Source organism: Pseudoalteromonas prydzensis, from assembly GCF_011050055.1.
Classification (GTDB): domain Bacteria; phylum Pseudomonadota; class Gammaproteobacteria; order Enterobacterales; family Alteromonadaceae; genus Pseudoalteromonas; species Pseudoalteromonas prydzensis_A.
This window is the reverse complement of sequence record NZ_DRGM01000034.1, coordinates 1-13929: the sequence shown is the minus strand read 5'-3', so window position 1 is coordinate 13929 and position 13929 is coordinate 1. Positions and strand designations below refer to the sequence as shown.

Here is a 13929-nt window from a genome sequence, read left to right as displayed (position 1 = left end):
GTTGATCCCTTCTAAGTTAATTTCAACCGGATCTTCCGCGGTACTGATATTGCGTTCCGGCTGGTTAAGAATATTCAATCCCGTGTAAAGTGAAACCGTTTTACCAGAGCCCGTAGGGCCGGTAACTAAGATCATGCCTTGTGGTTGTTGCAGCGCATCCATGTAGAGCTTTTTCTGCTCAGGTTCATAACCAAGTACATCGATGCCTAACATTGCACTTGATGAATCAAGGATACGCATTACGATTTTTTCGCCCCATAAGGTCGGCAGGGTACTTACCCGGAAATCAATGCTTTTGCGTTCGGTGATTTTTAACTTGATACGGCCATCTTGTGGTTTACGTTTTTCAGCGATATCTAAACGTGCCATTACTTTTATACGTGCCGATAAACGCGTAGCTAAGCTGTTTGGCGGGCTGGCCATTTCATGCAAAATACCATCAATACGAAAACGTACGCGGTATTTATGCTCATAGGGTTCAAAGTGTAAATCTGAGGCGCCTTTTTTTATCGCATCCATCAAAATTTTATTGATGTAGACAATAATTGGCGCATCGTCTTTTTCATCTTCACCGTTGTTTTGCTGCTCGCGTGGGCCTTCGGTATCTAGATCACTAAACTCTTTAAATTCTTCATCGCTTAAGTGCAAGCTGCCTGAGGCATCAAGTAGTTGCTCAATTTTTGCTTCGAGCTGACGATAATCAACCACCACTACTTCACAAGAAAGCCCAGTACTAAATTCAAAATTCTCAAAGGCGCCGTAATCAGTCGGATCAGAGGCGGCAATATAAAGCTTACGACCTTTTTTAACGAGCGGCAGAATGTGATGTTCTTTGATCAGTTTTTCTTTAATTAACTCTTTTGGGATCAGCTCTACATTAAAATCACGCAGATCAAAATATGGCACTCGAAATAAATCAATGCATTGCTCGGCAAGTTCATGACCATCAATACCGCTGCATTTAGCGATCAGCTCTGCTGTTGAAGCATATTCGCGCTGCTTTAATTTAACAGTTTCAGCGTCAATACGACCAAGCGTAATAAACTTTCTAAGTAATGGTGAATTAATATTCATTGCGCACCTTGGTTAGATCCTTTTATAGCCTGCAATTTATCAGAAAAAAGAATGGTATAACATTAGTCTTGTCGATTTAAGGTAATTTGCCAACAAAAAGCTGAAAAGTTTTTGTTTATCTAAGTATTTAGTTTATTTTTTCGCAGCCAGTGTTAAATACTGCGTATGCAATTGTTGTATCACAATGGCGACTAAAGCCAACGGTTGATTATTATCAACCACATCGTCAGCGCGGTGGAGTTTCTCCTCGCGCGACATTTGCGCGGCAATAATACTGAGCGCTTGCTGGCGGTCAATGTTATCGCGTGCGATAGTGCGTGAAATCTGTATTTCTACAGGCACATCAATTATTAACGTGCGATCGCAATATTGCTCAAGGCCATTTTCAAATAATAGGGGGGCAACAAGTACAACATAAGCGCTGTTAGCTGTGCTTAAATCATTAAGTGTTTTTTCACGAATAAGTGGGTGCAGTAAATTATTAAGCCAGGTTTTTTGTGCGTTATCGGCAAAAATAATTTCTCGTAACTTAGCGCGATTTAAACTGCCATCGGGGTTTAATACAATTGTGCCAAAATGTTCGCTAATGGCAGCTAGTCCATTGCTATTTGGTGCAACAACTTGGCGAGCGATAATATCAGCATCTACAACAGTAATGCCAAGCTGTTCAAACATAGCACTAACGGCACTTTTACCACAGCCAATACCGCCAGTCAGTCCTAAAACCCAATTTTTAATTGGTTTATCGCTTACATTTTCCATCTAATAACCTAACCAATTAAAATAGAATGCTTGCAGCTGTGAGCCCCATAATAAGGTAACCCAGCCAGCAATGGCGAGGTAAGGGCCAAACGGAATAGGTGTGGCTTTGTCTTTACCTTGAATGCTCAAAAGTGCAATACCTATAACAGCACCGACGACACTTGATAATAGAATAATGGTGAGTAAGGACTGCCAGCCAAGTAGTGCACCAAATACGGCTAATAGTTTAAAATCACCATAACCCATGCCTTCTTTGCCGGTGATGAGCTTAAATAGCCAAAATACGCTCCATAAACTTAAGTAACCACACGCTGCACCAATAATCGCATCAGTAGGCGAAATTGTAATACCCACTACTGCGGCAATCAGTGCTAGCCAAACGAGTGGTAGGGTAAGTTGATCGGGTAGCAGCATGTGGTCAATATCAATAAAGGTCAGCGCGACTAATACCCAAGTAATCAAAATATACAGCAAGGCCTGTTCAGTAGCGCCAAAGCTATAGGCGACTATTAAGCTTAAAATTGCAGTGAGCATTTCAACAATAGGGTAACGTACGGATATTGGATTACTGCAACTTGCACAGCGCCCTTTTAATAATAACCAGCTAATTACAGGTATATTTTGCCATGGCTTAATTGCCGTTTTGCATTTGGGACAGGTCGAATTTGGCTTGAGTAGGTTGAATTCAGCTTCCGTATCAGCTGTTTTAGACGGCTGTAAATCGTCAGCCAGTAAAACACGGCATTCTGTTTGCCATTCGCGCTGCATCATCAGTGGCAGTCGATAAATCACTACATTCAAAAAACTGCCAACACATAGGCTAACTAAGCCAACAGTGAGTAAATAAAACCACAGCTGGCTTTGCATTACTGTGATGATATCGAGAAAGAAATTTTGCATTGTATGACCTAAAAACTACTAAAAACCCGAGTCTATGCCGGTAGCAGCAAGTTTACCTCGCGACTGTTTATACATTTACACCGACAAACCTATTTTACCACCGAGGGCAGGAGGCGCTGCGCGCTACACAGAGAAGAGAAAGCCTCGTGCTACGGGTTATCAATACACCTAGCCACTTCCTACAACCAGAACCTAACCGCTATTTTTACAATTACTTCTCTAAAGCTAAGCGCCTCTTATCCTCTTTTTGAATCAGTCACTTAAAACCATTTTGCACAAAGAGAAGTGAATGAGAGCAAATGAGAAGAAACGCCACGGGCTACAGTATCTTTCACCTTTGTAGGAGAGCGCTTTAGCGCCGATTGGCTTTAACACATAACCTCAAACACTATCACGGCTAAAGCCTGTTCCCACAAAATAAAGTAACCTTTAACCTAGTCACTTCCCTAGAACCTAGGGCCTTTTATTGCTTCTCTTAACCTCTTTATGAATAAATCACTTAAATAAAAAAGAGTTGCATTGCTTTATATAAATTAGGAACAGCTTACAGCTTTTATATAACCGATCCAAGTTGGAAAATAGGTAAGTACATAGCAATGATCAAGCCACCTACTAGCACGCCAAGCACCGCCATAATTAGCGGCTCTAAAAGGCTTGATAAACCATCAACCGCATCATCAACTTCTTGCTCATAAATAGTAGCGACTTTTGCCAGCATACCATCGAGCGAGCCAGACTCTTCACCAATAGCGACCATTTGGATCACCATATCGGGGAATATTTTTGAGTTGCGCATCGCCCAGTTCATTTGATTACCTGAACTTACCTCAGCTTTAATATCTAAAATAGCATAACGGTAAACCGCGTTACCAGAGGCTCCTGCCGCAGAATCTAGCGCATCAACCAGCGGTACACCTGCCGCAAAGGTGGTTGAAAGGGTACGAGCATAACGCGCTACGGCTGCTTTGTTTAAAATCATACCAATCACAGGTAGTTTTAAAATCGCACGGTCGTTAGCATCCCGCAGCTTTTTACTTTTTAACAACGCTTCTTTATAAGCGTAACCAGCGGCTACCATTATAATCAGTATGATCCACCAATATTCCTGCATAAACTCAGAGATAGCAATAACAAATAAAGTAAATGCGGGAAGTTCAGCACCAAAGCCTGCGAATATATCTTGAAATTGTGGTACGACAAAAATAAGCAGGATTGAGGTAACAATTAAGGCCACCACCAATACCGCTATAGGGTAGAACATGGCTTTTTTAATTTTTGATTTTAGTGCTTCGGACTTTTCTTTATAAAGTGCAACGCGATCAAATATTTTATCTAAAGAGCCAGATTGTTCACCGGAGGCTACTAAATCACAATATAAATCATCAAAATAACGAGGGTGTTTACGCAGTGCATTAGATAAAGTACCACCGGCTTTGACTTCATCGCCAATAGTTTCCATCAGTTTGCCAACACTTTTATTAGTGGCACCAGTGCCAATCATTTCTATTGATTGAATAAGGGGAACACCTGCCATTAGCATAGTGGCAATTTGCCGCGTCACTAAAGCAATATCTTTTGCTGTAATTTTCTGCATACGTGCGCCAAATAGAGGTTTGGCTTTACGTTTAACTTTTGAGGGGGTGATACCTTGTTTACGTAACTGGGCTTTGACTAAAGCTATACTCATCCCATTCATTTCACCTTCTAAACGTTTCCCTCGGGCGCTTACACCAACCCATTGGAATAAAGAGTTTTCAGTGTCTTTTTGTTTTTTCAACATATTTATCTTTTGAAGGTTGGTTAAAAGTTGTATAGAGATAACTTTACAATTCAATTATATGTGTGAGGCTGACTTGTATTTAGAATATGAGGGTGTTAACCCTCATATTAAATTGTTAGATCCCAGGGCAAGTTGATGGGGATAATTTAGTTGCGATAGACGATGCACAACTCCAAACTCCACCTGCAGTTCTAGATAAAGTTACAGAACCACCCTGAACAGGACCTGAGCCTGTCATTGTGCACTGAATAGCTGTTGCTTGTGCTCCATCTGCCGCTGGAGGATTTATAGTAAATGCACTACAGCGGTTTGTACTAGCAGCCAAGCCTAAATTGGCTGCAGTATAAAATGCATCAGGGCGAGTTTCTGAAAAAGCAACATCATAGGCACTTCGAACACCAGATATTTCAGCTATTGATGCAGCAACTTGTGCCTTTTGAGTATAATCTTGATACGCAGGCAGTGCTACTGCTGCCAAAATACCGATGATTGCTACTACAATCATTAATTCAATTAGGGTAAAACCCTTTTGACTTTGTTGTGTCATTTTTTCCATGTTCCTCTCCTAAAGGATAGTGTTTTTTGTAAGTTAAAAAAGTTATGTTAGTAACGTGGTTATCACGGTAGCTACTGTAACTGCCTTATCTTACGGTTTTTTTAAAATTACTCTGTTAGAACTACTTTAGCACTAAAATTGCTTATTGAAAGCGATGTTAGCTGCATTTCATCGAATTTAAAAAATAACTATACTCGATAGTTGTTTTTTATTGTTGTTAATTTCGCTGAGCACGTTTATTTAAAAAACGATCTTCAGCAAAGCAACAGTAAAAAATAGTTCTTTAGGATTGGTTAAAGGTTGTTTAATTCATCCTAGAGACTTATGTTAACACTATTTTTTAGTATCTGAGGTACTAAAATTAACAGTTTGTTACAGAATAAGCCTTTCGGCGTATTTAATGCTTTTTTGCTCAAATTGTCAACGGATTAGGTAAATATAAAATTCTAATACAAAAGAATAATTACTCAAAACGCATAGACAAATCAATTGATTGTAAATTTTTTGTAAGCGCGCCGCTGGAGATAAAATCAACCCCCGCTTGTGAGTAAGTGCGTAGTGTTTCTAAGGTCATATTGCCTGACACTTCAAGCTTAGCGCGCTTATTGGTAAGCTCTACCGCTTGCTGAATTTGCTTAACACTAAAGTTATCCAGCATTATAATATCAGCACCGGCTGTAATGGCTTGATCTAGCTCATGAAGTGATTCAACTTCGACTTCAATTGGTTTGTTTGGATGATTAAGTTTTGCTTGCGCTACCGCTTTATCAATACCGCCACAGGCAGCGATGTGGTTTTCTTTTATTAAAAACGCATCAAATAAACCGATACGATGATTTGCGCCACCGCCACATTTTACTGCGTATTTTTGCAGTGCTCTAAGCCCCGGTATGGTTTTACGGGTATCGAGTAGTTGCGTGGTGGTGCCGCTGAGCTCTTTTACATACTTTGAAGTGGTGGTTGCTGTACCTGACAAAGTTTGTACAAAGTTAAGTGCCGTTCGCTCTGCGGTTAAAATAGCGCGAGCGGAGCCTGTTGCTGTAAATAGGGTATCGTTTGCTCTAACGGTATCGCCATCATTTACTAATACATTAACTGCTACACTCGGATCAACTTGTTTGAATACTTCTAAGATAATGTCTTTACCACAAAATACGCAGTCTTCACGGGTGATCACTTTAGCGTTGGCTTGTTGCGCCGCGGGAATTAATTGTGCGGTGATATCGCCTTGCTCGGCCGTTTGATAGTTTAAATCTTCATCAAGGGCAAGTTTAACAAGTTGGCTTAATAGGCTGTGTGGGATAGACATTATAAAAGCTCATTATAATTAGGAAATTGCACAAATTTTACATGGTTTGAAAGTGAAAGAGAAGGCTGAAGCTATAAGTTTGATTAGGTTCTAGAGAGTGAGGTTCTAGGTTTTAGGAAGTGACTAGGTGTATTCGAAAATCGTTGTTCGAAGCTCGTGGCGTTTTTTCTCATTTACGCTCATTCACTTCTCTTTGTGCAAAATGTTTTAAGTGATTAATTTTACTTTTGCCTTCTCGGTGTAGCGCGCAGCGCCTCCTGCCCTCGGTGGTAAAATAGGTTTATCATGTAAATGTATAAACAGTCGCTAGGTAAACTCGCTGCTACCGGCTGGCGTAGGCGCGGGTTTACCCGCGTAATTAAATAAAAGTTCTTTAATTATTTTGATATTGACGCGCTAAAGCATGACCTACAACGACCAAATTTTGGTAGTAAAATCGTCATTGTCTTGGGGTAAAATTAAAAATAAGAGAGGCGCGGGTCAGCCCGTTGCTGCGTTTTATTGCTTTGCTGTTATTCTGCTTGGAAATCTATTAGCATCTGACTATGTATTTGTTTACAGACTCATTATGAAAATAAACTCTTTTGGCGTCGTTGATACGGCGATACAACGACCATGTACGCATTTTGATGAGCGTCCGAATGATGACGATATTTCTTTATTAGTCATTCACAATATTTCTTTACCTGCAGGGCAGTTTGCCACGCCGTTTGTTGATGACTTGTTTATGGGACGTATTGATTGCCAAGCACACCCGAGTTTTGCCGATTTAGCGGGGCTGAGAGTGTCGGCGCATTGCTTTATTAAACGCAGCGGTGAAATAGTGCAATACGTGCCTTTTAGTAAACGTGCTTGGCATGCTGGGCGCTCTGAATTTTTGGGGCGCAACCAATGTAATGACTTTAGTATTGGTATTGAGCTGGAAGGCACAGACACAACGGCGTATACCCAAAATCAATATAATGCATTACAATCTTTAACTAAGGCGTTGATAAATAAATACCCAGCAATCACTCGCTCGCGTATTGTAGGGCATTGTCACATTGCGCCTGGGCGAAAAACTGACCCAGGCGACAGCTTTGATTGGAACCATTATTTTGCTGCACTATAACTATATTTTAATCAGCTTTAACTAGCGCCAATTTGGAATGAAAAAATATGATCTTAATTTCTATAATAATTGCTCTAATTTTAGAACGTTTAGGTGCTCGTTCTGATTATTGGCAAATAAGTTATTACGCACAAGGCTATTTAACGCACTCGAAAAAACAATTAAGCGAACAAGGTTTATTTAATTCACCCGCCGGGTTTATGATTTGGTTATTTTTGCCTGTATTACTGATTGCCGTTATTTTTACCTTATCTGATTTTGTATTGTGGCAGTTAGCTATTAATGTTGCAGTGCTGCTAGTTTGCTTTGGTTGCGCTAAACAACGTGCTTTATATAAGTCGTACCTCAATGCGTTAACCCGTGATGATCTGCAAGCCGCTACCTTATATGCATTGCAAATGGGACAAAAGAAAACCGAAGATGAAAAAGATGGTGAAACTTTTGGGCAAACCTTGGCCTGGGTTAACTTTCGTTTTTATTGTGCGGTTATTTTTTGGTTTGTTGTTTTAGGTGTACCTGGTGCGGTGTTATATGCCTTGGTACGTACTTATGCCGATTTAGTGCGCGATGATCATAAAGTTGCGTATGCTCACCGCTTTAAACTAATTCATACATTATTATTTTGGCTTGATTGGTTACCGGCCAGGATCGCAAGTTTTGGTTACTTAGTTATTGGTAACTTTAATAAAGGCACTAGTTGTTGGTTGCAGTATGTGCTCGATTTTTCAGTAAGTAATCGTAAGGTGGTAACTAATACCGCGCTTGCTGCAGAGCAAATAGAACAACAGCACTTTGGCTGCGCGTATGAAGCAACCTGTATGATGAAGCTCGTAAAACGCAATGTGTTGTTTTACTTGGTGCTGATTGCCTTGCTCACTTTATTTGGTGGGTTAGCGTAAATAAACAGCAGCTAGGTTTTAGGGAAGTAATTGTCGCGAGGTGAACTCGCTGCTACCCGCGCAATTAAAATTTATTCACAAAGAGGTTAAGAGGCGCTGTGCTTTAGAGACGTAATTATAAGAATAGGTTTTAGGAAGTTACTAGGTGATAGGGAAGTTATGGTTAAAACCTAGCACCTAAAACCTCATCTCTCCACTATCTGGTCAGACCATTTGTTTTTTCTGTTTAAACCCTTCCCAAACTCTGGCTTTATCTCATACTGTTTAATCTTTGTGCTAAATGCGTTAGGCTGGATTATCGACTGCTGGCCTCGGTAAATTGACAGCAAACTTGCTTTTTGATAACGTATGGCTCAAATTTGGTATGACCAATTTACCTTTTGGTTTAGGCAATGGGCACAAGTTTGAATTATTCAGGCTATATTCCCACTACAATGCGGACGTTGATTAATGTCTTTAAAGATTAAAGCAGCAAAACTATCGGATGTTATTTTACAGCAACTTGAGAATATGATTCTTGAGGGCTCATTAGCTCCCGGAGAGAAACTGCCGCCAGAGCGTGAATTAGCCAAGCAATTTGAAGTGTCTCGTCCTTCACTGCGCGAAGCGATTCAAAAGCTAGAGGCAAAAGGCTTAGTAACGCGTCGTCAAGGTGGCGGAACGTTTGTAAAAAATCAGCTTGAAGAAGGACTCACTGATCCGCTTTTTGATTTGATCAGTAAGCATCCTGAATCGCAATTTGATTTATTAGAGTTTCGTCATGCATTAGAGGGCATTGCCGCTTATTATGCCGCGCTGCGCGGCACTAGTACGGACTTTGATAAAGTGAAGCAAAGCTTTGATTGTATTGCCGTAGCACATGATAATTTACAGCAAAAAGCCAAAGCAATTAATGCGTTTCACTTTAGTGTTGCAGAAGCGTCACATAATGTAGTGCTACTGCATTTAGTGCGCGGTATGCAGGCATTGCTTGAACAAAATGTTTTACAGAATTTAACGGTATTGTTAGAAAAGCCGCACATCAGTTCGCGCTTAGCTGAGCATCGCCGTTTATTAATGGATGCAGTGATTGAAGGGAATCCCGAGCAAGCGCGACTTGCCAGTAATGCTCACTTAGCTTTCATTGAAGAAGCATTATTGGAAGCCGGCAAAGAGCATTCGCGAATTGAACGTAGTTTAAGACGCACCAAACAAAATTAGCAAACACAGTAAAAAATCAATAATTTAAGCAAGTACTGCAGATGGCAACAACGATTACCACAGTACTAATTAAGAACATTCGTATTTTAAACATAAGGAAACCTCCATATGTCTGAAGTCAATAAAATTGACGTAGACGCGCTAGAAACACAAGAGTGGTTACAAGCTCTTGAATCAGTTGTGCGTGAAGAAGGTGTTGAACGTGCTCAGTTTTTACTTGAGCAAGTATTAGAGCAAGCCCGTTTAGACGGTGTTGATATGCCAACCGGTATCAATACTAACTACGTTAATACGATCCCGGTAGATCAAGAACCTGCATACCCTGGGGATGTAAACCTTGAGCGCCGCATTCGTTCTATTATTCGTTGGAACGCAATCATGATTGTATTGCGTGCATCGAAAAAAGATCTCGACTTAGGCGGCCATATGGCGTCTTACCAGTCGTCTGCTGCATTTTATGAAGTGTGTTTTAACCACTTCTTTAAAGCACCAAACGAAGTAGACGGCGGTGACTTAGTTTATTATCAAGGCCATATTTCTCCTGGTATTTATGCGCGTGCATTTGTTGAAGGTCGTTTATCTGCTGCGCAGTTAGATAACTTCCGCCAAGAAGTTGATGGTAATGGTCTACCTTCATACCCGCATCCTAAATTAATGCCTGAGTTCTGGCAGTTCCCTACCGTATCTATGGGCCTTGGTCCTATCGCGTCTATTTACCAAGCGCGTTTCTTAAAGTACTTAGATGGTCGTGGCCTAAAAGACACCAAAAACCAACGCGTATATGCGTTCCTTGGTGATGGTGAAATGGATGAGCCAGAATCACGTGGTGCGATCTCTTTTGCTGCCCGTGAAAAGCTAGACAACCTTTGCTACCTGATCAACTGTAACCTACAACGCTTAGACGGCCCAGTAATGGGTAACGGTAAGATCATTCAAGAACTTGAAGGTCTATTTAAAGGCGCTGGCTGGAATGTAATTAAAGTAGTTTGGGGCAGCGGCTGGGATATCTTACTTGCTAAAGATACCACAGGTAAGTTATTACAATTGATGAACGAAACCATCGATGGTGATTACCAAACTTATAAAGCAAAAAATGGCGCGTACGTACGTGAACATTTCTTTGGTCGTTACCCTGAAACAGCAGCACTTGTGGCTGATATGACAGATGACGAAATCTTCGCGCTGAAGCGTGGTGGTCATGAGCCATCAAAATTATACGCTGCATTCAAAAAAGCGGAACAAACCAATGACCGTCCAACTGTTATTCTAGCTAAAACTGTAAAAGGTTATGGCATGGGTGAAGCGGCTGAAGGTAAAAACATCGCGCACCAAGTGAAAAAAATGGACATGACCCACGTGGCTCATTTACGTTCACGTTTAGGTTTACAAGACTTAGTGTCTGATGAAGAAATCAAAGATCTACCATATTTGACCCTTGAAGAAGGTTCACCAGAGTATAAGTATTTACACGCTCGTCGTGATGATCTTAAAGGTTACACGCCAACCCGTATTGCTAAGTTCTCTGAAAAGTTACAGTTACCAGAAGTAGAAGCATTCAAGCCACTACTTGAAGAGCAAAAGCGTGATATCTCTACCACTATGGGCTTTGTTCGTGCACTGAATATCTTATTAAAAGATAAAGGCATTGGTAAAAACATCGTACCAATTATTGCTGATGAAGCGCGTACCTTTGGTATGGAAGGTTTATTCCGTCAAATCGGTATTTATAACCCGCATGGTCAAAACTACACACCACAAGACCGTGATATCGTTTCTTACTACAAAGAAGCAACATCGGGTCAAGTATTGCAAGAAGGTATCAATGAGTTAGGTGCAATGTCGTCATGGGTTGCTGCGGCAACATCATACAGCACTAACGATTTACCGATGATCCCATTCTATATTTACTATTCAATGTTCGGGTTCCAACGTGTTGGTGACATGGCGTGGATGGCGGGCGACCAACAAGCACGTGGCTTCTTATTAGGTGCAACCGCTGGTCGTACAACGCTAAATGGTGAAGGTCTACAGCACGAAGATGGTCACAGCCATATTCTTGCCAACACAGTACCAAATTGTATTTCTTACGATCCAACCTATGCGTACGAAGTAGCGGTTATTGTGCAAGACGGTATTCGTCGTATGTACGGTGAAAGCCAAGAAAACATCTATTACTACCTAACGCTTATGAACGAAAACTACGCACAACCTGCTATGCCAGAAGGTGCGGAAGAAGGTATTCGTAAAGGTATCTACAAGCTTGAAAGCTACGCAGGCAAAAAAGCCAACGTGCAGCTATTGAGCTCAGGTACTATCATGACTGAAGTACGTAAAGCGGCAGCTATCTTAAGTGAAGATTACGGTATTGCGTCAGACGTTTACTCAGTAACGTCGTTCAACGAATTAACTCGCGAAGGGCAAGATGTTGAGCGTTTCAACATGCTTAACCCTGAGAGCGAACAAAAAACAGCTTACATCACTAACGTATTAAATGACTCAGTGACTGTTGCGGCAACGGATTACATGAAAAACTACGCTGAACAAGCGCGTTCATTCATTCCAACTAGCAACTATAAAGTGTTAGGCACCGACGGTTACGGTCGCTCTGATAGCCGTGAAAACTTACGTCGTCACTTTGAAGTTAACGCAGGCTATGTTGTAGTTGCTACGTTATCTGAACTTGCTAAACGTGGTGAGGTTGAAAAGTCAGTGGTTGTTGAGGCACTTAAGAAGTTCAACATCGACACGACCAAAGTTAACCCACTGTACGCATAAGAGGTTTTGCAATGAGTATTGAAATTAATGTACCAGATATCGGTGGCGATGAAGTCGAAGTAACCGAAATCTTAGTAAGCGTTGGTGACAAAGTTGAAGTTGACCAATCACTACTAACCGTTGAAGGCGACAAAGCATCAATGGAAGTACCTGCTGCACAAGCAGGTACTGTAAAAGAAATTAAAGTAAACGTGGGCGACACGGTTACTACGGGTTCTTTAGTATTCTTGTTTGAAGGTGAAGAGCAAGCAGCAAGCGAAGCGCCTGCTGAACCTGCAAAAACTGAAGCAGCACCTGCTGCCTCTTCAGGTTCATCAACGAAAGAAGTCACCGTACCTGATATCGGCGATGATGAAGTTGAAGTGACCGAAGTGATGGTTGCAGTTGGTGACAGCGTTACAGAAGAGCAATCTATCTTAAACGTTGAAGGCGACAAAGCGGCAATGGAAGTACCAGCGCCGTTTGCAGGTACCGTGAAAGAGGTTAAAGTTGCCACTGGCGATAAAGTAAAAACAGGCTCTTTGGTGTTTGTTTTTGAAGTCGCGGGTAGCGATGACACAAGTGCACCTGCAAGTGACTCAAAAGCAGCAGAAAAGCCAGCCGCAACAGAAGATTCAGCGCCAAGCAGCAAAGAAGTTAACGTGCCAGATATCGGCGGTGATGAAGTTGAAGTCACTGAAGTGATGGTTGCAGTAGGCGATAAGGTTACTGAAGATCAATCAATCTTAAACGTTGAAGGCGATAAAGCGGCAATGGAAGTACCTGCGCCGTTTGCAGGCACAGTAAAAGAGATTAAAGTAGCAGCGGGCGATAAAGTATCGACCGGTTCACTTATCTTTGTATTTGAAGTGGCAGGCAGTGCACCTGCTGAAAAAGCGGCTCCTGCATCGGCACCTGCGGCTAAAGCAGAAAAAACAGAGTCTGCTCCAGCGCCACAAGCGGCACCAGCTAAAGCAAGTAATGAAAGCTTTGAGAACAACAGCGCGTATGCTCATGCATCGCCAGTTGTGCGCCGTTTAGCCCGTGAGTTTGGTATTAACCTTGCGAACGTAAAAGGCTCTGGCCGTAAAAACCGCGTTGTGAAAGAAGACGTGCAAGACTATGTGAAGAACTTAGTTAAGCAAGTTGAGTCTGGCCAGTTATCTGCTGGTAACGGTAATGCCGGCGGTGGTGAGCTTGGCTTAATTGCATGGCCAAAAGTTGATTTTGCTAAATTTGGTGAAATCGAAGAGAAGAAACTGTCTCGCATTCAAAAGCTATCAGGCAAAAACTTACACCGTAACTGGGTGCAAATCCCACATGTTACCCAGTTTGATGAAGCTGATATCACCACGCTTGAAGAGTTCCGTAAAGAGCAAAATGCTCTTAGCGAAAAGAAAAAGCTAGGTGTTAAAATCACCCCGCTGGTATTTGTAATGAAAGCAGCGGCCAAAGCGCTTGCTGAGTTCCCTACATTTAACTCGTCGTTATCTGCAGATGGTGAAAGCCTAATTCTTAAAAAGTACATCAATATCGGTGTTGCGGTTGATACGCCAAACGGTTTAGTTGTACCAGTATTTAAAG

Annotated in this window: 11 protein-coding genes; 5 read left to right on the top strand and 6 right to left on the bottom strand. The window is 41.6% G+C overall.

Annotation, left to right across the window (positions count from 1 at the left end; translation table 11 throughout):
• From ENH88_RS02735 to nadC, 6 genes are all read right to left on the bottom strand, one after another.
• Positions 1-1074: ATPase, T2SS/T4P/T4SS family (locus tag ENH88_RS02735; protein WP_304179182.1), on the bottom strand; the 1074-nt coding region annotated here is incomplete at its 3' end.
• Between the two features lie 132 nt (positions 1075-1206).
• Complete coding sequence (gene coaE / locus ENH88_RS02730) at positions 1207-1836, bottom strand: dephospho-CoA kinase (RefSeq protein WP_304179180.1); 630 nt, start codon at positions 1834-1836, stop codon at positions 1207-1209.
• A complete protein-coding gene (locus ENH88_RS02725) occupies positions 1837-2736 on the bottom strand; it encodes a prepilin peptidase (RefSeq protein ID WP_304179178.1) in 900 nt (299 codons plus the stop codon). It abuts the gene before it with no gap.
• A 553-nt stretch (positions 2737-3289) separates the two neighbouring features.
• Positions 3290-4516 (bottom strand): type II secretion system F family protein, encoded by a 1227-nt coding sequence (locus tag ENH88_RS02720; RefSeq protein ID WP_304179176.1) that lies wholly within the window; start codon positions 4514-4516, stop codon positions 3290-3292.
• Between the two features lie 115 nt (positions 4517-4631).
• Positions 4632-5072: a pilin gene (locus ENH88_RS02715; RefSeq protein WP_304179175.1), complete on the bottom strand. Its 441-nt coding sequence runs from the start codon at positions 5070-5072 to the stop codon at positions 4632-4634.
• Positions 5073-5535: 463 nt separating this feature from the next.
• The gene (gene nadC, locus ENH88_RS02710) at positions 5536-6381 is read right to left on the bottom strand and encodes a carboxylating nicotinate-nucleotide diphosphorylase (protein WP_064667157.1); all 846 of its coding nucleotides are present in this window, start codon (positions 6379-6381) and stop codon (positions 5536-5538) included.
• Between the two features lie 568 nt (positions 6382-6949).
• Between nadC and ampD the strand changes: the two genes are divergently transcribed.
• The 5 genes from ampD to aceF all read left to right on the top strand — a co-directional run.
• Positions 6950-7492: a 1,6-anhydro-N-acetylmuramyl-L-alanine amidase AmpD gene (ampD, locus tag ENH88_RS02705; protein WP_064667301.1), complete on the top strand. Its 543-nt coding sequence runs from the start codon at positions 6950-6952 to the stop codon at positions 7490-7492.
• Between the two features lie 47 nt (positions 7493-7539).
• Complete coding sequence (ampE, locus tag ENH88_RS02700; RefSeq protein ID WP_304179169.1) at positions 7540-8391, top strand: beta-lactamase regulator AmpE; 852 nt, start codon at positions 7540-7542, stop codon at positions 8389-8391.
• Positions 8392-8841: 450 nt separating this feature from the next.
• The gene (pdhR, locus tag ENH88_RS02695; protein WP_064667159.1) at positions 8842-9591 is read left to right on the top strand and encodes a pyruvate dehydrogenase complex transcriptional repressor PdhR; all 750 of its coding nucleotides are present in this window, start codon (positions 8842-8844) and stop codon (positions 9589-9591) included.
• A 108-nt stretch (positions 9592-9699) separates the two neighbouring features.
• Entirely contained in the window at positions 9700-12366 is a 2667-nt protein-coding gene (gene aceE, locus ENH88_RS02690) for a pyruvate dehydrogenase (acetyl-transferring), homodimeric type (RefSeq protein ID WP_304179164.1), read from the top strand.
• Between the two features lie 11 nt (positions 12367-12377).
• The coding region (gene aceF / locus ENH88_RS02685) for a pyruvate dehydrogenase complex dihydrolipoyllysine-residue acetyltransferase (RefSeq protein WP_304179162.1) at positions 12378-13929 on the top strand (1552 nt) is incomplete at its 3' end.